Origin of the sequence: Streptomyces viridochromogenes DSM 40736, assembly GCF_000158955.1 — a bacterium.
Lineage (GTDB): Bacteria > Actinomycetota > Actinomycetes > Streptomycetales > Streptomycetaceae > Streptomyces > Streptomyces venetus.
This window is the reverse complement of record NZ_GG657757.1, coordinates 7,504,016-7,521,884: the sequence shown is the minus strand read 5'-3', so window position 1 is coordinate 7,521,884 and position 17,869 is coordinate 7,504,016. Positions and strand designations below refer to the sequence as shown.

Sequence of the window (17,869 nt, the reverse complement as noted above, 5' to 3'; positions counted from 1 at the left end):
GAGACGGGCGTCGGCGAAGAAGAAGACGGCGGGGAAAGTGGCCCGTTCGGCGCTATGGGCGAGGTCCTGGTTGAAGCGGATGTCCGGGACACGGCTCGGGCCCTGCGCCGTCGTGGCGCCAGGTAGCCGCGTGACGGCCGCCGGGACGGACGAACAGGTTCAGGTGCAGCTGCCCTGGTTCGGTCATGCCTGACCGCCGTCCTCCGCGAGGTCCACTCCCAGCTGTGCCAGCAGGCGGTCACGCAGGGCCGCGTACTCGGAGCTGCCGTGGCGGCGCGGTGCCGGTAGCTCCACCGGGAGGTCGGCGGCGATCCGGCCCTGTTCCAGCACCACCACCCGGTCCGCGAGGACGATCGCCTCGTCGACGTCGTGCGTGACCAGGAGCACGGCGGGCCGGTGCCGTTCGCACAGTCGGCGCAGCAGGACGTGCATCCTGATCCGGGTCAGGGCGTCCAGCGCCCCGAACGGCTCGTCGGCGAGCAGCAGTTCCGGATCGCGTACGAGGGAGCGGGCAAGCGAGACACGCTGCTGTTCCCCTCCCGACAACTCGATGGGCCAGGCCCGCTCGCGGCCCTCGAGGCCGACCTCGGCGAGGGCGGCCCGGCCGCGTTGTTCGGCGTCCGGTCCGGTCAGGCCCAGTACGACGTTGTCGAGCACCCGCTTCCAGGGCAGCAGCCGGGCATCCTGGAAGACGACGGAGAGGTTGTCGGGGGCGGCGAGCTCGCCGCTCCCCGCCACGTCGTGGTCGAGCCGCGCCAGCGCCCGCAGCAGCGTGCTCTTGCCGGAGCCGCTGCGGCCGAGCAGGGCCACGAACTCGCCCGGTGCGATGGTCAGGTCGAGTCCGTCGAGGATCCTGCGCACGCCGAAGGAGCGCACCAGATTCCCGATCCGGACCGTCGCGGCACGGTCGGTTCCGCCATCCTCGATGGTCCCTTGGCCCCCGGCGGTGCCGCGGTCCTCCGTCCCGGTCAGTCCCCCAGTGTGCGTCGCCATGTCAGCGTCCTCCTCTCCACGAGCCGTACCAGGGCGTCGGAGAAGAGCCCGAGGAGTCCGTACACGACGAGACCGACGAGGATGATGTCGATCTGTCCGTACGTCCGGGCAAGCTCCATCATGTAGCCGATGCCGCTGGTCGCGTTGACCTGCTCGACGACGACCAGCGCGAGCCACGCGGCGGTCACCGCGAAGCGCATCCCGAGCAGGAAGCCGGGAAGAGCACCGGGCAGCACCACGTGGCGGACGAACTGGGGCCGGCTGAGCCGCACGGTCTCCGCGAGCTCGGCGTAGCGGTTGTCGATGCCGCGCAGTCCGTTGTGGGTGTGGATGTAGATCGGCACGAAGACGCCCAGGGCGATCGTGACGACCTTCATCGTCTCGCCGATGCCGAACCAGAGGATCAGCAGCGGGATCAACGCGAGTGAGGGGATGGCCCGCTTGATCTGCACCGGGCCGTCGATCAGCGCCTCACCGACCCGGCTGAGGCCGGAGACCATCGCGAAGAGCAGCCCGCCCGCGACTCCGATCACAAGGCCCAGCAGGGCACGTTGGGCGGAGGTGGCGAGGTTGGACTGGAGCCGGCCGTCCTCGATCAGATCGCCTGCCGCGACCGCGATGGTCCAGGGTGCGGGCAGGCTCCGGGCGTCGATGAGGCCGGTGGCGGAGCCCGCCGCCCACAGCCCGAGCAGCAGCAGCGCGCCGAGCGCCCAGCCGTACGGCACGGGGCGGCCCGGAGCGAGCCGCTTGCGGGTATGGCGGCGGGCCAACGGCCGGGCAGCGGGCGCGGCCTGTTTCCTCGCTGCGGGCGGCTGCTTGTCGGAGAGCGTCGTGCTCATGGCGTCGTCCCTTCACCGGCGAGGGCGTCGGCGGCCACCGGCTCGTATCGCCGGTCGAAGAGGATGTCCGCCTTGAAGGCCTTGTGGTTCTGCTCCTTCGCCAGCAGATCGATGGTCTGCTGCTGACGCTGGATGGCACTGGTCCAGTCCGCCGGAATGTCGGGATGGCCGGACCGTTCGACGAGATACTCGCCGTCCTCGCGGCTCAGGCCCTGGTCCTTGACGTAATAGCCCTGGATCCATTCCTTCGGGTGTTCGTCGATCCAGATCAGTGCACGCGCCCAGAACTTGATGAGTTCCCGGATGGCGGCGGACTTCTGTGTGTCGCTCACGGAATCGGTGAGTGCCCACAGGTGCTCGGGGTCGTCCCGCAGCCCGTGCTGGATGGTCTTTCCGCCGGCCTTACCGTACTTCGTCAGATACCGCTTGATGTTGACGTCCCCGAGGGGAGCGGCATCCACCTGGTGGTTTCCGAGCGCCGTGGGATAGACGTCATCGGTGCTGGCCAGCTCGACGAGTTGGACGTCATCCTTCGTGAGCCCGGCCTTCTGCAGGATCCGCAGCACCAGCGCGCCCTGCGCCTGCCCCGGGCTGTAGGCGATCTTCTTCCCGCGCAGGTCCGCGAGTGACTCGACGCCCGCGCCGGGAGCGATGCCCAGCTCGTAGACCGGGTGCCGAAGCGGCTCCTTGCGGAACTCGGCTGCCACGAGCTTGGTGTCGAGGCCGGTCCAGTAGGCGTTGATCGACGGGATGTCCGCGGCTGAGCAGACGTCGAGAGCGCCCGCGCGGAAGGCCTCGGAGCACTTCGGACCACCGCTGATATTGGCCCACTTGACCTTGAAGGGCAGCTTGTCGATCTGCCCCGACAGCTGAAGCGCGACCTTGAGCTCCGGCGCCCCGACGGTGATGGAGGTGTCCGGGGAAGCCGTGGCCGGGATCTTCTCCCCGGAGACATCTTTGCCCACTGCCGTGGACTGTGAGTTGTCCGCGCACGAAGTCAGCAGAAGGGTGACGGAGAACGCGGCCGTCGCGGCCACGAACCTGAACTTGGGCATGCGTATGCGAGAGATCATTCATGCCTTCACGGAAAGAAAGGCCACGCGACGGGAGACGACACCGAAAGGCAGCCAAAGGCGGAACTGGGGTTGAAGAAAACAGGCAGCACGGTTGAGGTCAGCTACACACCGCGGTCGCGACGCGCATCAGATCAATGGCCCGCCGTTTGCGAAAGCGCTTGAAGATCCGCATGGATCGAACCTAACTACAGGTCAAAAGGTGGTCAAGGCTGGCCGCTTCGCTTGACTGTCCCTGCAACGACACCTTCGTACGCGTGCCATGTTCCTGTTACAACTCGGGGTTGCACGCGCGCTCAAGGCGATGGGGCTCCGCGATCGGGCCGCATCGACGAAAGGCACTCTCGCGCTCAGCACCTCATCACGCGGCGAAGAAGGCGTCAGGTCAATATCCCTTGCACCGGCTCCGGGAGCGTGCGGAGGATGGACTGTGCAGAACTTGGACGACCGGCTCGCCAACCGGCGAGAGACCCTCAAGGTCGCAGGTCAAGGAAGGGTGGCCTCCTTCGAACGGGCCGCTGGCAGCATCGCGATCGGACGTGCGCGCCAAACCCATGAGCGGCCACCTCTGGAGTCACCTCTGGAGTGATCCACCCAGCGACGCCACTCCGCAGCCACTGCCCGTAATGAGCAAGGCGCATGACAAGACCCTGACCAGCCCTTTCGCAGAGACGTTTCCGCCTGACAGAAGCCGCCTTGCGCGGCAACCACCGGCGTCACGACCCTGATTCCAACCACGGCACGCGGGGCGACGCCGCCCCGCCGACAGGGACGGGAACCCCATGCCTCACATGACCGCCTTCGCCAGGAACCAGTGGTACGTCGCCGCCTACAGTCACGAGGTCGGGCGGGAGTTGCTCGGACGGACGATCCTCGGTGAGACGCTCGTGCTCTACCGGACGGCGGAGGAGGGCACGCCGGTCGTGCTGCACGACCGGTGCGTGCACCGCCGGTACCCGCTGTCCGAGGCACCGACGCGCCTCGACGGCGACCGGATCGTGTGCGGGTACCACGGGTTCACGTACGACACGACCGGTACGTGCGTGTACGTCCCCGGGCAGAAGCGGGTGCCGCGCACGGCCCGGGTCGCCTCCTACCCCGTCGTCGAGCAGGACTCGTTGATCTGGGTGTGGATCGGCGACCCGGCGCTCGCCGACCCGCAGGGCATCCCGCGGGCCAGGCACCTCGACTCCCCCGGCTGGGTCACCGTGCGCGGCATGGAGCCGATCGACTGCGACTACGGTCTGCTCGTCGACAACCTCCTGGACCTGTCCCACGAGACGTATCTGCACGGCGGGTACATCGGCACCCCGGAGGTCGCCGAGACGCCGATCACGACCGAGGTCGACGAGGGCGCCGGGATCGTCCGGGTGAGCCGGCACATGGACGACGCCGAGTGCCCGCCGTTCTACGCCAGGTCCACCGGCATCGAGGGCCGGATCACCCGCTGGCAGGACATCGAGTACCACGCCCCCTGCCTGTATCTGCTGCACAGCAGGATCGCTCCGGCCGGTGTGCTGCCGGAGGCGGACGGCAGCGACCCGAACGGCTTCCACACCGAGATCACGTACGCGATCACGCCCTCCGGCGACGGCGAGGTGTACGACTTCTGGGCGGTCTCGCGTGACTGGGCGACGGACGACGCCGAGGTCACCGAGTTCCTGCGGGGCAACAACCACACGGTCGTGATGCAGGACGTCACCGCTCTCAACCTGCTCCAGAAGACGCTCGGCACCGAGCGCACCGGCTACCAGGAGCTGAGCATCAACATCGACACCGGCGGTCTGGCCGCCCGCCGTATCCTCGCCCGGCTGGTGGAGCAGGGCGACAAGCCGGTGGAGAAGGTCCAGTGACGAGGCTCGGCTCATCGGCAGGGCCGCGCGAGATCTACCGCATCGACTGGCTGCCCGGCACCGACGTGCTGCACGGCACCTGCCACTGCGGCCGTGAGCACACCGCGCAGGACCCGGTCGAGATGTGGGAGTGGATGCTCGCCCACCCGCAGGGGCACCACGTCGAGGAGCCACGAGGGAACAGCTCATGAGCGGGTACGAAGAAGAACTGGTGGTCGAGCGGAGGGAGTTCGCCGCCGACGGTGTGCTGGCCCTCACCCTGCGCCACCCGCTGGGCGAGGAGCTCCCGGTCTGGGAGCCGGGCGCCCATATCGACGTCGTGCTCGGCCCCGGGCTGGAGCGGCAGTACTCGCTGTGCGGAGACCCGGCGGACCGGTCGGCCTGGCGGATCGCGGTGCTGCGCGAGCCGGACGGGCGGGGCGGCTCGGCCCATGTGCACGAGCAGGTGGGACGGGGGGACAAGGTCCGGGTGCGCGGGCCCCGGAACAACTTTGCCCTGGAGCCGGCCGCCCGCTACCGCTTCGTCGCGGGCGGCATCGGCATCACCCCGATCCTGCCGATGCTGGCGGCGGCCGAGGCGGCGGGCGCCGACTGGACGCTGCTGTACGGCGGGCGCACACGCCGGTCGATGGCGTTCGGCGAGGAACTGGGACGGTACGGGGACCGGGTGACGATCACGCCCGAGGACGAGTCCGGGCTGCTGGACCTGCCTTCGGTGCTGGACGACGTCCCCGACGGCACGCTCGTCTACTGCTGCGGCCCGGGGCCGCTGCTGGACGCGGTCGAGGAGCGCTGCCCGTCCGGAGTGCTGCGCGTCGAGCGGTTCCGGCCCAAGGAGCAGGAGGCCGGCGACACCACGGAGTTCGAGGTGGAGCTGGCGCGCAGCGGCAGGACGGTGACGGTCGCGCCGGACGTGTCGGTGCTCGACGCCGTGCGCGCCGCCGGGGTCGAGGTGCTCTACTCCTGCACCGAGGGCACCTGCGGCACCTGTGAGACGGACGTCCTGGACGGCGAACCGGACCACCGCGACTCGGTGCTCACCGACGACGAACGCGCGGCGGGCGAGACCATGCTGATCTGCGTCTCCCGCTGCCGTGGGAAGCGGCTGGTGCTGGACCTGTGACGGTGGGTCAGGGCGCCGCCCACAGGCCCCGGACATGCCCGAGGTGCCGGGTCATCACGGACCGTACGGCCTCCTCGTCGCGGGCGAGCAACGCGTCCAGGATCTCCAGGTGTTCCTCGGCCGACGCCTCCAGCCGCCCCTGTTCCACCAGCGCGGTCAGCCCGTACAGCCGGGAGCGGCGCCTGAGATCGCGGACGACGTCGACGAGATGGTCGTTGCCGGCGAGGGCCAGCAGGCCCAGGTGGAAGCGCAGGTCGGCCTCGACGTAGGCGATGAGGTCACCGGCCGCGGCGGAGGTGACGATCTCCCGGGCGACCGGGCGGAGCGCCTCCAGCGCCACCGGGTCGGCCGTGCGGGCGAGGGCCGCCGTCGTGGGGATCTCTATCAGCGCCCGGACGTGGGTGTACTCGTCGAGTTGCTTCTCGGAGACGGCGGTGACCCGGAAGCCCTTGTTGGGCACGGTGTCGACCAGGCCCTCCTTGGCGAGGTCGAGCATGGCCTCGCGCACCGGGGTGGCGGAGACGCCGAACCGGGCGGCGAGGCCGGGGGCCGAGTAGACCTCGCCCGGGCGCAGTTCACCGGCGATCAGGGCGGCCCGCAGCGCGTCCGCGACCCGCTCCCGGTGGCTGGGCTTCCTGCTGCCCAGCCGGGGCAGGGCCGGGGTGTGCTGCGGGGCCATGGCGGTCGGGGTTCCTCTCTGGTGCGCAGGGTCCGGCTCACAGGACGAACCCCGCGGGGAAGGGGTCCTCGGGGTCCAGCAGGTACTGGGCGGTGCCGGTGATCCAGGCGCGTCCGGTGAAGCTGGGCAGCACGGCCGGGCGGCCGGCCACCTCGGTGGTGCCGAGCAGTCTGCCGGTGAACCGGGTGCCGATGAAGGACTCGTTCACGAACTCGGTGTGCAGCGGGAGTTCGCCGCGCGCGTGCAACTGTGCCATGCGGGCGCTGGTGCCCGTGCCGCAGGGCGAACGGTCGAACCAGCCGGGGTGGATGGCCATGGCGTGCCGGGAGTGGCGGGCGTCCGAGCCGGGGGCGGCCAGGTAGACGTGGTGCAGGCCGTGGATGGACGGGTCCTCCGGGTGGACGGGCGGCTCCTCGGCGTTGACGGCGGCCATGAGGGACAGGCCGGCGTGGAGGATCTCGTCCTTGCGGGACCGGTCGAAGGGCAGGCCGAACCGCTCCAGCGGCAGGATGGCGTAGAAGTTGCCGCCGAAGGCGAGGTCATAGGTCACCGTCCGCCCGTCGGCGAGGGTTGCCTTGCGGTCGAGGCCGACGGCGAAGGAGGGGACGTTGTGCAGGGTGACCGCCTTCGCGGCCCCGTCCTCCACCGCCACCTCGGCGACGACCGGCCCCGCCGGGGTGTCGAGCCGGATGGTGGTGACCGGCTCGACGGCCTCGACCATGCCGGTCTCGACGAGGACGGTCGCGACGCCGATCGTGCCGTGCCCGCACATCGGCAGATAGCCGGAGACCTCGATGTAGACGACGCCCCAGTCGCAGTCGGGCCGGGTCGGTGGCTGGAGGATCGCGCCGCTCATGGCGGAGTGCCCGCGCGGCTCGTTCATCAGCAACTGCGCGATGTCGTCGCGGTGTTCGCGGAAGTACAGCCGCCGCTCGTTCATGGTGGCGCCCGCAATGGTGCCGATGCCCCCGGTGATCACGCGGGTCGGCATGCCCTCGGTGTGCGAGTCGACGGCGTGGACGACGAGTCTGCTGCGCATGGTCCCTACGCCAATCCGGCCGCGACGGCCTTCTCCGTGGCTGCCCGCACCGCCGCCTCCTGCTCGGGCAGCAGGGGCACGCGCGGGGGGCGGCACGGGCCGCCGTGGCGGCCGACGATGTCCATCGACAGCTTGATGGCCTGGACGAACTCCACCCGCGAGTCCCACCGCAGCAGCGGATGCAACTGCCGGTACAGGGTCCGTGCGGTGTCGAGGTCGCCGTCGACGGCCGCGTGGTAGAGCTCGACCGACGCCTGCGGCAGGGCGTTCGGGTAGCCCGCCACCCAGCCCTTCGCGCCCGCGACGGCCAGCTCCAGCAGGACGTCGTCGGCGCCGATCAACAGGTCCAGTTCCGGGGCGAGTTCGGCGATGCGGTAGGCCCGGCGGACGTCCCCGGAGAACTCCTTCACGCCCTGGATGTGTCCCTCGCCGTGCAGCCGGGCGAGCAGTTCCGGCACGAGGTCGACCTTGGTGTCGATCGGGTTGTTGTACGCCACGACCGGCAGGCCGGCCTTCGCGACCTCGGCGTAGTGGGCGACGACGGACCGCTCGTCGGCGCGGTAGGCGTTCGGCGGCAGCAGCATCACCGCCCGGCAGCCCGCCTCGCCCGCCTGCTCGGCCCAGCGCCGGGACTCGGCGGATCCGTACGCGGCGACGCCGGGCATGACGCGCTGCCCGCCGATCGCGGCCACGGCCGTCTCCACGACCCGGGCGCGCTCCTGCGGGGTGAGCACCTGGTACTCGCCGAGGGAGCCGTTCGGCACGACACCGTCGCAGCCGTTCTCGACCAGCCAGGCGCAGTGCTCGGCGTACCTGTCGTGGTTCACGGAGAGGTCGTCGTTCAGCGGGAGCGCGGTGGCGACGAGGACGCCGCGCCAGAGGCGGTGATCGGTCATGACAGTCCCTCCTGGGGGTGGTGCCGGGCGAGGACGCCGAGCGGCACGGGACGGGCGAACGGCCTTCTGGACGGGGTGGGCGGGCATCCGGTGAGCCCCGCGACCGCGGTGGCGCACATCCGGCCCTGGCACCAGCCCATCCCCGCGCGGGTGAGCAGCTTCACGGTGCGCGCGTCGCCCGCTCCGAGGTCCAGGGCGTCGCGCACGGCACCGGCGGTGACTTCCTCGCAGCGGCAGACCACGGTGTCGTCGGTGACCTGCTCGGGCCAGTGCGCGGGCGGCGCGTAGGCGGATGCGAGGGCGGCGGCGCTCCTGCGGAGCCCGGTGCGGGCCTTGAGTGCGGCGGGGGCCGGGGCGGGTTCGGTGCCGTGCAGGCGGGCGGCGACGGAGCACCCGGCGATGTGTCCCTCGGCGAGGGCGAGGGCAGCGCCACCGATGCCGGTGGCCTCGCCGGCCGCCCAGACACCGGGTACGTCGGTGCGCTGCTCGGCGTCGACGGCGACCGTGTGCCCGTCGAGGCGGCAGCCGAGCCCCTCCGCCAGGTCGGTGTGCGCAAGCATGCCGTGGCCGACGGCCAGGGTGTCGCAGGGCAGGTGCCGCTCGCTTCCGGGCCGGACGCGTCCGGCGGCGTCGGGGGCGGCGACCGTGACGCCGGTCAGCCGGTCGTCGCCGTGGCGCGGACGACGGTGTGCCGGGCGAGGAACGGCACGCGGTGGCGCAGCAGCCGGGCGGCTTACGCGGCGCCCTCGGGAAGTTTGCCGGCAAGGCCGGGCCGTGGTCGTGGGGGGCGAGGCGCCCCGGGCCGGTGAACTCGACGAGCGCGGCGACCTCGACACCGGTTGCCGCGAGCCCGGTCGCCACGGGCAGCAGCAGGGGCCCGGTCCCGGCCACGACCGCCCGGCGCCCCGGCACCACGAGCCCGCCCTTGAGCATGGACTGGGCTCCTGAGGCGGTGACGACGCCGGGGAGGGTCCAGCCGGGGAAGGGCAGGACGTGCTCGTAGCCGCCGGTGGCCAGGAGCACGGCGTCCGCGTGCACCTCGGCCGGCTCCTCCTGCTCCGGGCCGAGCAGGGCGTGCACGGTGAAGCCGCGGGGTCGTGGTTCCACGCACCACACGTGGTGATCCGTCAGCACGCGTACGGCACTGGCGGCGAGTCCGTCGCGCAGCCGTTCCCAGGTGCGCCACCCGTGGTGCAGCGCCTCGGGGCGCCCGGCGCCGAGCCCGGCGGCGGGCTGCCGGTAGAACTGCCCGCCCGTCTCCGTCGCCCCGTCCACGAGCGCGACCCCGGCGCCGCGTGCGGAGGCCGCCAGGGACGCGGCCAGCCCGGCGGGCCCGGCCCCGATCACGACGAGGTCAGTCCGCACGGCCCGTCCCCTCCTGCGTGCCGATCACGTCGCCCGGCCGCGCCGGCACCAGGCAAGCCCGCTGGCCGGTACGGCCGTTGACGGTGACCAGGCAGTCGAAGCAGACGCCGATCCCGCAGAACACCCCGCGTGGGCGGCCCTCGCCCCGGGTGGTGCGCCAGGCCGTGACGCCCGCGGCCCACAGCACGGCGGCGATCGTCTGGCCGGGCAGGGCCTCGACCGGCCGGCCGTCGAACGTGACCGTGAAGGCGGGGCCGGGCCTGGCGCGTGCGAGTTCCAGCGGATTCACGCGGCCTCCTCGGGGAAGCGGTCGGGCCGGAACGGGGTGAGGTCCAGGTCGGGTGCCCGGCCGGTCAGCGCCTGGGCGATCAGGTGCCCGGTGCCGGTGGCCAGTCCGATGCCCGCGCCCTCGTGCCCGCAGGCGTGCAGGAGGCCGGGCGCCCGGGGGTCGGGACCGATCGCCGGCAGGTGGTCCGGCAGGTACGGCCGGAAGCCGGCGTACGACCTCATGGCCCGGACCCCGGCGAGGAACGGGAAGAGCCGTGTCGCGCCGGCCGCGAGTGCCCGCAGCGCCGGGAGCGACACCGTCCGGTCGAACCCGACCCGTTCGCGGCTGGCGCCGATGAGGACCGGCCCGGCGGGCGTGCCCTCCACGACCGGGGAGGTCTGCAGGCCCGCCGAGTCGCTCGCGACGTCGGCCACGTAGTCCGCGGCGTAGACCTTGTGCCGGACGCGCGGCGGCAGCGGCTCGGTGACCAGGACGAAGCCGCGCCGGGGCAGCACCGGCAGCGACACCCCGGCGCGGGCCGCCATCTCGCCGCCCCACGGACCGGCCGCGTTGACGACCGCCGGCGCGTGGATGTCGCCACGGGCCGGGTACGCACCCCGCGCACCGCGCCGCCGGTGCCGGTCAGCACCCCGGTCACCTCCCGGCCGGTGAGCAGCCGTGCCTTCGAGGCGCGCAGCAGGTGCGCCGCCGCGAGGGCGGGCATCACCTGGGCGTCCTGCGGGTAGTGCATGCCGCCCGCGAGGCCGGGCGTCAGGTACGGCTCGAGATCGGGGAGACGGTCGGGCGGCACCGGGACCGCCTCGACGCCCGCCGCGCGCTGCCCGGCCGCGAGTCCCTCCAGCCCTGCCAGCGCTCCGTCGGTGCCGGCGACGACGAGACCGCCCTTGGCCTCGTACTCGACCGCCTCCCCCAGCCCCTCCCGGGCCAGCTCGGCCCACAGCCGGGCGGAGAGCAAGGCCAGTTCGAGCTCCGGTCCGGGTTCCTTGTCGGAGACGAGGAGGTTCCCCTCCCCCGCGCCGGTGGTGCCGCCGGCCACCGGGCCCCGGTCCACCACGACGGCGTCCAGGCCCGCGCGGGCCGCGTACAGGGCGCATGCGGCGCCCACCACTCCGGCTCCGATCACCACGACATCGCAGGTCAGCGACTCGCTCACAGTAGTACTATGTCACACACCACACCCGGTGGGAATGGGACGGACAAGGGTCGGACGGAAGCGCGGATGCGGTCAGTCGACCGCCGGGACGACCCTCAGATGAGAGGCGGTACGGCGCGGGCGGCGATCGCGGGAGAGGGCGCGGCGGGTCTCGCGCAGGACGAACGTGAGCCGGGTGCAGCCCAGTTCGCCGAGTGTCCTGGACGTCTCGGCGACGATCCGGCAGTCGGTGGCTCCCCAGCGCGGGTCCGGGTGCAGCAGCGGCCGTACGGCGCCGTCCTGCTCGACGGCGGCCTCGCCGACCGAGCGGATCCAGTGCGGCAGGCCGTGCCGGTAGGCGGCCTCCATGATCGGGTCCTGGGCGATCTCGCGGCGGATGGCCTGGAGCCCGTGGTCGGGACCGTGGCTCTCCACGGTTCGCGCGAGGTGCGCGAGCATCGGCAGGCACCAGCTCGACTCGTGCTCGCCGAGTACCGCGGGCGCTTCGGGGTGGAACAGTACGAACCTGAGGAAGTTGTCTCCCGGCATGGCCGTCGGGTGCGGGCCGACGCCACCGAAGAGTGACCGGAAGGCGCTGTTGGTCAACACCACGTCCCAGCAGCGGTCGACGACGAGCGAAGGGGAGGACACGGCCTCCATGAGCGCGGCGTAGTCCTCCAGGTAGGCCTGGACTTCGGGAGTCTCGGGGACGGGCCGCGGTGCCGGCCGCTGCCCTCCTGCCTGAAATGCCATCGGGAGGTCACCCCTCTTGCCTGTGCGGCCTTGACGCGGCGCCCCGATCCTGCTGCCCGGGGCTGAGGCGTGTCAACTATCGTGGCATTCTGAGGCTGTTGACGGCTGAAATTGGCCACAGTTGTGGCGAGACCTGGATGTGAGTTCGAAGCACCGGCTACGCTCCGGGAAGTTCACGCCGGGGTAGGTCACGGCATCCACTTGTGAGAAGCCTGTGAGAGACGTAGGAGATCTGTCGGTGACGGGTGGCTTCGTCGAGGGTCCTGGCGCCACGCCGACGGCCGTGCTACTGGCCGTCGTCGCCCGTGTCACCGCACTCACCGACCGGCTCGGCGTGCCGCACGCCGAGGTCTTCGACACCGGGCGTCTGTCCGTCGCGTCCGGGGTCCCGGAACCCGTGGTCAAGGCCCTGCTCGGCGGCCGGCCGGCGGGCGAACCCGACGTGCAGGCCCGATTCCTGCAGCGCCTGGACCTGCTGCGCAGGACCCGGCTCAAGCCCAACGGCCGCAGATACACCCAGCAGGAGATCGCCGACGGCGCGGGCATGTCCCGGCAGCAGGCCGGCGCCCTCATCAACGGTGACCGGCGGCCGACCATGGAACACTGCGACGCGCTCCAGCGGTTCTTCCGGGTCCACGCCGGTTTCCTCACGGCCGAGGACCCCGAGGCACTCGTGAGCGCCCTCCAGCACATCGAGCAGGAGCTGCTGCAGCAGCTCGCCGACCGCGAGCGGGAGGCGGCCGCGGCGGCCGACGACCCGCTGGAGCGGCTGCTGCAGGACCACGGCGTGCGCGGCATCGCCTGGCGGGCCGCGCAGCTGCCCACCGACCAGCACCGCGACAAGGTCGCGGAGTGGCTGGACATGCTCCTGGAGAGCGTCAAGCGGCCCGAGTCGTGACCGTGGGGAGAACTGTGGGCATCGGTAAGGAAATGCGCCGCCTGTGCGGCGAGCTGGTCGCGGAGCTGACCCTTCCCGTGCCGGCGCGGCCCGACGAGCTGTACGCCGCGCTGTGCGACGCCATGAGCAGACGCCGTGGCCGCCCCGTCCGCTTCCGTACGGCCGCCTTCCCGCCCGGGACCGCGAGCGGGCTGTGGCTCGACATGGCCGATCAGGACCTCGTCGTCATCGAGGAACGCACGGCTCCCGATCACCAGTTGGTGATCCTTGGACACGAGCTGTGGCATATGAAGGCCGGGCACTGCTCCCACCACGTCGAGGGCGCGGCCGTCGCGGCCCGGCTGCTCGACGACGACGCCGATCTCCAGGCCACCGTGCTGAAGGTCGCCGCCCGCACCCGCTTCGACCTGGACGACGAGAAGGAGGCCGAGACCTTCGGCCTGCTGCTCGCCAGCAAGTGCCGGGCGTGGCTGGCGGGTTCGACGGCTCGGGGTCCGGTGCAGCGGGACCATCTGGCCGGGCGGATCGAGGCGTCGCTGGGGTATCCGGGGCCGCAGAGCTGACCGGCCGCCCGCAGGGGCTGACGTGCCGTTCCGTGTGCGCCGAGCGGGCGAACCGCACGGCGCCGGGGCCGGATTGTCAGTGGTGGGCGGCAAGCTGGGGGTGCGCCCTCTCTGTGCGGGGGTGTGCGCGCCGCGAGGCGCGGGACCGACGACGCCGACACGGGGAGAGCCGACCGATGCCCACCGCCGTACTGACCGACCGTGAACGCACCGCCGTCCAGGCCTATCTGCGCCTGCTGCACACGGTCCGGGCCGCCTTCGACCTGGAGACGGGCCCGTCCGGCTCCGGGCGGCCCCCGGTCGTCCCGCCCGCCGTCCTCGCCGAGGCGGAAGCGGCCCTCGAACAGGCGGGCCTGACCGGCAACGAGGAGGCGTTCTTCCGGCTGTTGCGGAGCTGGTGTCCGGAGCCGGGGCCCTGAGCCGGCGGAGAACCCGGGTGCTGCGGGTGGCCGTCCGTCCGCGGCTTGCCCGTGGCTGTTCGCGCCGTTCCCCTCGCCCCTTCGGGCGCGGGGTCCGCGTCAGGCGTGCGGTACGGCGATCGCCGTCGCGACCAGGCCCCGCTGCGCGGTCCAGCGGCCGGCGAAGTGGTCGAGGCGGCGGCCGCCGACCAGCGGCCCGGGGACGAGGAGCGCGGCGCGGAAGGCGCCGTCCTCGGTGAGCTCGATGTCGGCCTCCATGAAGTCCAGCCACTGCCCGGTGAGGGGGAACCACGCCTTATAGACGGACTCCTTCGCACTGAACAGCAGCCGGTCCCAGTGGATGTCGGGGCGCCGGGCCGCGAGCCGGCGCAGGCGTTCCGCCTCCGACGGCAGGGACACCGAGGGCAGGACGCCCTCGGGCAGCGGGCCGTGGGCCTCGGCGTCGATGCCCAGGGAGGCCAGGTCGGCGGCGCGGACCAGCGCGGCGGCGCAGTAGCCGTCGCAGTGGGTCATGCTGCCGGCCAGCCCGGGCGGCCAGCCCGGGGCGCCGCGCTCCCCAGGCAGGATCGGCTGCGGCGGCACGCCGAGCTTCTCCATGGCACGGCGGGCGCAGGAGCGGACGACGGCGAACTCCCGGCGGCGTTTGTCGACCGCCCGCGCCACGAGCGCCGCCTCCTCGGGGAACAGCGGTGTGTCCGCGCCGTCGTGGCCGAACGCCTCGACGGCGACCACGGACTGCGGCAGCAGTTCCTCGATCACTGCTCCTCGTCCTCCCTCGGCAGGATGCGCCGCAGCCGTCCCGGCTCCCCGGGCCGCTTGCGCCACTCGCGGGGGTAGCCCACCGACACCTCCTCGAAGCGCACGCCGTCGTGCCACGTGGTGCGCGGGATGTGCAGATGGCCGTAGACCATCGTGTGGACACGGAACCTGCGGTGCCAGTCGGCGGTCAGGTCGGTGCCGCACCACATGGCGAACTCGGGGTGCCACAGGACGTCCATGGGGTGCCGGTCCAGCGGGTAGTGGTTGACCGGGATCACGGGCAGGTCCCCGGGCAGTTCGGCGAGTCTGCGTTCGGTCTCGGCGATCCGGGCCCGGCACCAGGCCTCCCGGCTCGGGTACGGGTCGGGGTGCAGCAGGTACTCGTCGGTGCACACGATGCCCGTGCCGTGGGCGTACTTCAGACCCTGTTCCTTGGTGGCGCACCCGGCCGGCAGGAACGAGTAGTCGTACAGCGTGAAGAGCGGGGCGACGGCCACGGGGCCGCCGGGGCCCTCCCAGACCGGGTAGGGGTCCTCGGGTGTCGTCACGCCGAGTTCCCGGCACAGCTCGACCAGGTACTCGTACCGGGCGACGCCGCGCAGGGTGACCGAGTCGCTCGGATGGGTCCACAGCTCGTGGTTGCCGGGCACCCAGACGACCTTGCGGAAGCGGCCCGCGAGGGTCTTGAGCGTCCAGCGGATGTCGGCGACGGTCTCCGCGACGTCACCGGCCACGAGGAGCCAGTCGTCCTCGGTCCCGGGCCGCATCCCCTCGACGAGGGCGCGGTTCTCCGGGTAGCCGATGTGCAGATCGCTGATGGCCAGCAGCTGTCCGGCTCCCCCGGCCGTCGACGTCACCTCTCGCCCCCTCCGCCCCTCCGCGCGCCTGCGCGAACGCACCCACGAGATCACATCCCCGCGTCGGGGACAAGGCGGCCCCACGGGGGTCCCCCCGAAATCCGTAACCCCCGCGTTGCACGAGACGGCCCGCCGAAGCCGTATGATCTGCCCCACCACCACCGCTAGGAACTTCCCCTTTTTCAGGGGCGGTTTGGTGACCCTCCATTTTCCTGCCCGGGCACGGGCTGCTCAGCCCTGCCCGCGAACCGTGAAAGGCGGCCTGCATGGTCTCTCGCGTACGCGTCTGGCTCAACCGCACGTACGCGGAGAACGTGTTCTTCATGGATCAGCTGCGGAGAAATCCCAGCGACCGGGCCGTCGAGATCCATGCCACCCACGGCGACCCCGACTCCCCCGTGCTCGCCGCCGCGGACACCGCCGAGCTGGAGCCCGAGGGCCTGTCCCCGGCCGGGTACGTCGAGTACGCGCTGGACCAGTGCGCGCGGCGGGGTATCGACGTGTTCGTGCCCCGGCTGCACCAGTCGGCGGTCGTGGCCCACCGCGCCGAGTTCGAGGCGGCCGGTACGGCGGTGCTGGCGCCGCCGCCCGAGGCGGTGGCCGTCTTCCACGACAAGGTGATCGCCTACGAGGCGGTTCAGGCGATCGGCGTGCCGGTACCGCCGTGGTACCGGGTCCGGTCGGGCGAAGAACTCGTCGCCGCTGTCGAGGAGCTGGAGGCCGACGGGCACAGGGCGTGCTTCAAACCGGCGTCCGGGGCGGGCGGGGTGGGCTTCCGCGTGATCACGCGCACGCCCTTCTCGCTGACGCAGCTGAGCGGGTTCCCCAGCCCGTACGTGCCGCTCGACCTGGTGCTTCAGGCGCTGCGGCAGGCCGAGGAGCCGGTCGACTGGCTGGTGATGCCGCGTCTGGAGCAGCCCGAGGTGTCGGTGGACTGCCTGACCGGTCCGGACGGCCGGGTCCGGCTGGCCGTGGGCCGCACCAAGAACGGGCGCCGCCGGGGCTTCACGCTGCACGAGCAGTGGCTGGACCCGGCCCGGCGGATCGCGGAGGGCTTCGGCCTGCACTACCTGTCCAACATCCAGTTCCGGATGTTCGGCGACCGGCCGGTCCTCATGGACGTCAACACCCGCCCGGCCGGCGGCCTGCACCAGCTGGCGCTGTGCGGGGTCAACGCCCCCTGGGCCGCCGTGCAGCTGGCGCTCGGCGAGGACCCCGGCGAGATGGCGCCGCCGTTCCTCGGCCAGGACTACACGGTGGTGTCGGGGCTGCGTCCGGTGCGGCCGGTGTCGCTGCCGCAGCAGCGGTCGGAGCCGACGGAGCCGCTGCCGGCGATGCCGGTCGACTCCGTCGGGGCCGCCGTGCGGGGCGCGGTCGAGGCCGTGCGGCTCTAGGCGCCGTAGCCCCACGCCCGGGCCAGTTCCTCCAGGCGTGGGGGCAGGTCGACGTCCGGGGCGGCGGTGCGGGCCGACTGGATGCGGCCGGACTTGATGGTGCTGGACCAGTCGCCGAGCTGGGGGCGGAACGTGCCGTGGTCCTTGCTGCCGTAGTCGAGCATCCCGGGCTCCCAGGGGACGCCGAGGTACTCGCAGACGCCCCTGGTGGCCCGCTCCGGTGCGGCGGTGAGCTCCTCGTACGTCATCACGTGGGGGTCGAGGTTCTGGCGGGCCTCCTCCAGCTTCTCGCTGTAGTCGAGGACCTCGGCGCGCACGGCCTCGTGATCCGGGTCGGTGCGGCGGGCGGTCAGGGACGTGACGACCGCGCCGGGGTGGCGGAGCAGCAGGATGTAGCGGGCGTGCGGCCAACATCGGCGCAGCCGGGGCCAGATGAGGGTGTTCGGCGGGGTCTTGTCGACGATGAGGTCCTTGCCGCTGCGGATGAGTTCGAGGTGCAGCACCCGGTCCCACAGCACGTGTTCCAGCTCGTCCTTGTCGAGGTCGAGGGCCCGCATGGCCTCCGCGGTGAAGTCGCGGGACAGGTTGACGTGCACGGTGCGCAGGTGCATCTCGTGCGGGGCGCGGATGCGGCTGTGGCTGTTGAGCAGGACACGCAGCAGGGTCGAACCGGAGCGCACCGACGACAGGACGAAGACCGGAGCTTCCACCAGCCGGGGGGCGAGCGGGGCGGTGTAGGTGTCGGGGGCCGGGCGGGGGCCCGGGATGGCGTCGAGATCCCGGCGCGGTGGACTGACCGCCTGCATCACCAGCCTTCCGCGACGCTTCAGTCCCTTGCCGATCGCAGCCATACGCGGGTCTCGCACGGTGACACCTTTCTTTCGAGTTGTGCGTTCCGCATCCCAGGGGGACCGGGCGAACTGAAGGTGTCGGGAAGGCGAACCG

The 17,869-nt window shown here is 72.1% G+C and carries 18 protein-coding genes and 2 pseudogenes; 7 read left to right on the top strand and 13 right to left on the bottom strand.

Going from position 1 to position 17,869, the window contains the following annotated elements; translation table 11 throughout:
• Window positions 1-183: 183 nt before the first annotated feature.
• From SSQG_RS32930 to SSQG_RS32920, 3 genes are read right to left on the bottom strand one after another with little or no spacing between them, the layout of a single operon-like run.
• Window positions 184-993 (bottom strand): ABC transporter ATP-binding protein, encoded by an 810-nt coding sequence (locus tag SSQG_RS32930; protein WP_003994293.1) that lies wholly within the window; start codon window positions 991-993, stop codon window positions 184-186.
• The gene (locus SSQG_RS32925) at window positions 969-1,832 is read right to left on the bottom strand and encodes an ABC transporter permease (protein WP_003994292.1); all 864 of its coding nucleotides are present in this window, start codon (window positions 1,830-1,832) and stop codon (window positions 969-971) included. Before SSQG_RS32925 ends, SSQG_RS32930 begins: the two co-directional genes overlap by 25 nt.
• A complete protein-coding gene (locus SSQG_RS32920) occupies window positions 1,829-2,887 on the bottom strand; it encodes an ABC transporter substrate-binding protein (protein ID WP_208865684.1) in 1,059 nt (352 codons plus the stop codon). The genes SSQG_RS32925 and SSQG_RS32920 overlap by 4 nt, the downstream gene beginning before the upstream one ends.
• 800 nt (window positions 2,888-3,687) lie before the next feature.
• On the opposite strand from SSQG_RS32920, the gene SSQG_RS32915 reads away from it, so the two are divergent.
• The 3 genes from SSQG_RS32915 to SSQG_RS32905 are packed head-to-tail and all read left to right on the top strand — an operon-like array spanning window position 3,688 to window position 5,881.
• Entirely contained in the window at window positions 3,688-4,758 is a 1,071-nt protein-coding gene (locus SSQG_RS32915; protein ID WP_003994289.1) for an aromatic ring-hydroxylating dioxygenase subunit alpha, read from the top strand.
• Window positions 4,755-4,949, top strand: coding sequence for a hypothetical protein (locus SSQG_RS32910; protein WP_003994288.1), 195 nt, complete (start codon window positions 4,755-4,757; stop codon window positions 4,947-4,949). The genes SSQG_RS32915 and SSQG_RS32910 overlap by 4 nt, the downstream gene beginning before the upstream one ends.
• Window positions 4,946-5,881 (top strand): PDR/VanB family oxidoreductase, encoded by a 936-nt coding sequence (locus tag SSQG_RS32905; RefSeq protein WP_003994287.1) that lies wholly within the window; start codon window positions 4,946-4,948, stop codon window positions 5,879-5,881. Before SSQG_RS32910 ends, SSQG_RS32905 begins: the two co-directional genes overlap by 4 nt.
• A gap of 7 nt (window positions 5,882-5,888) precedes the next feature.
• On the opposite strand, the gene SSQG_RS32900 is transcribed toward SSQG_RS32905, so the two are convergent.
• The 7 genes and pseudogenes from SSQG_RS32900 to SSQG_RS32870 form a co-directional block, all read right to left on the bottom strand.
• Window positions 5,889-6,560 (bottom strand): GntR family transcriptional regulator, encoded by a 672-nt coding sequence (locus SSQG_RS32900; protein WP_003994286.1) that lies wholly within the window; start codon window positions 6,558-6,560, stop codon window positions 5,889-5,891.
• A 37-nt stretch (window positions 6,561-6,597) separates the two neighbouring features.
• Complete coding sequence (locus tag SSQG_RS32895) at window positions 6,598-7,599, bottom strand: proline racemase family protein (protein WP_003994285.1); 1,002 nt, start codon at window positions 7,597-7,599, stop codon at window positions 6,598-6,600.
• Between the two features lie 5 nt (window positions 7,600-7,604).
• Entirely contained in the window at window positions 7,605-8,495 is an 891-nt protein-coding gene (locus SSQG_RS32890) for a dihydrodipicolinate synthase family protein (RefSeq protein ID WP_003994284.1), read from the bottom strand.
• Window positions 8,492-9,860, bottom strand: a pseudogene (locus SSQG_RS32885) (FAD-dependent oxidoreductase). The gene SSQG_RS32890 and the pseudogene SSQG_RS32885 overlap by 4 nt, the downstream one beginning before the upstream one ends.
• Complete coding sequence (locus tag SSQG_RS32880) at window positions 9,850-10,149, bottom strand: (2Fe-2S)-binding protein (RefSeq protein ID WP_003994282.1); 300 nt, start codon at window positions 10,147-10,149, stop codon at window positions 9,850-9,852. The pseudogene SSQG_RS32885 and the gene SSQG_RS32880 overlap by 11 nt, the downstream one beginning before the upstream one ends.
• Window positions 10,146-11,302, bottom strand: a pseudogene (locus tag SSQG_RS32875) (NAD(P)/FAD-dependent oxidoreductase). The gene SSQG_RS32880 and the pseudogene SSQG_RS32875 overlap by 4 nt, the downstream one beginning before the upstream one ends.
• A gap of 72 nt (window positions 11,303-11,374) precedes the next feature.
• On the bottom strand, window positions 11,375-12,034 hold the full coding sequence (locus tag SSQG_RS32870) for a hypothetical protein (protein WP_003994280.1): 660 nt from the start codon (window positions 12,032-12,034) through the stop codon (window positions 11,375-11,377).
• 238 nt (window positions 12,035-12,272) lie between these two features.
• On the opposite strand from SSQG_RS32870, the gene SSQG_RS32865 reads away from it, so the two are divergent.
• The 3 genes from SSQG_RS32865 (at window position 12,273) to SSQG_RS32855 (ending at window position 13,914) form a co-directional block, all read left to right on the top strand.
• Window positions 12,273-12,932 carry a helix-turn-helix domain-containing protein gene (locus SSQG_RS32865; protein WP_003994279.1) on the top strand — a complete coding sequence of 220 codons (660 nt, stop codon included), beginning with the start codon at window positions 12,273-12,275 and terminating at the stop codon, window positions 12,930-12,932.
• Between the two features lie 32 nt (window positions 12,933-12,964).
• Entirely contained in the window at window positions 12,965-13,495 is a 531-nt protein-coding gene (locus tag SSQG_RS32860) for a hypothetical protein (protein WP_003994278.1), read from the top strand.
• Between the two features lie 176 nt (window positions 13,496-13,671).
• A complete protein-coding gene (locus SSQG_RS32855) occupies window positions 13,672-13,914 on the top strand; it encodes a hypothetical protein (protein ID WP_039934148.1) in 243 nt (80 codons plus the stop codon).
• A 99-nt stretch (window positions 13,915-14,013) separates the two neighbouring features.
• Here SSQG_RS32855 and SSQG_RS32850 read toward each other — a convergent pair whose 3' ends face one another.
• Window positions 14,014-14,673, bottom strand: coding sequence for a 4'-phosphopantetheinyl transferase family protein (locus tag SSQG_RS32850; RefSeq protein ID WP_039934146.1), 660 nt, complete (start codon window positions 14,671-14,673; stop codon window positions 14,014-14,016).
• The gene (locus SSQG_RS32845; protein WP_039934145.1) at window positions 14,670-15,530 is read right to left on the bottom strand and encodes a metallophosphoesterase family protein; all 861 of its coding nucleotides are present in this window, start codon (window positions 15,528-15,530) and stop codon (window positions 14,670-14,672) included. Before SSQG_RS32845 ends, SSQG_RS32850 begins: the two co-directional genes overlap by 4 nt.
• 266 nt (window positions 15,531-15,796) lie before the next feature.
• Between SSQG_RS32845 and SSQG_RS32840 the strand changes: the two genes are divergently transcribed.
• The gene (locus tag SSQG_RS32840) at window positions 15,797-16,924 is read left to right on the top strand and encodes an ATP-grasp domain-containing protein (protein WP_003994275.1); all 1,128 of its coding nucleotides are present in this window, start codon (window positions 15,797-15,799) and stop codon (window positions 16,922-16,924) included.
• On the opposite strand, the gene SSQG_RS32835 is transcribed toward SSQG_RS32840, so the two are convergent.
• The gene (locus SSQG_RS32835; RefSeq protein ID WP_003994274.1) at window positions 16,921-17,790 is read right to left on the bottom strand and encodes a sulfotransferase family protein; all 870 of its coding nucleotides are present in this window, start codon (window positions 17,788-17,790) and stop codon (window positions 16,921-16,923) included. The genes SSQG_RS32840 and SSQG_RS32835 overlap by 4 nt on opposite strands.
• Window positions 17,791-17,869: the final 79 nt, after the last annotated feature.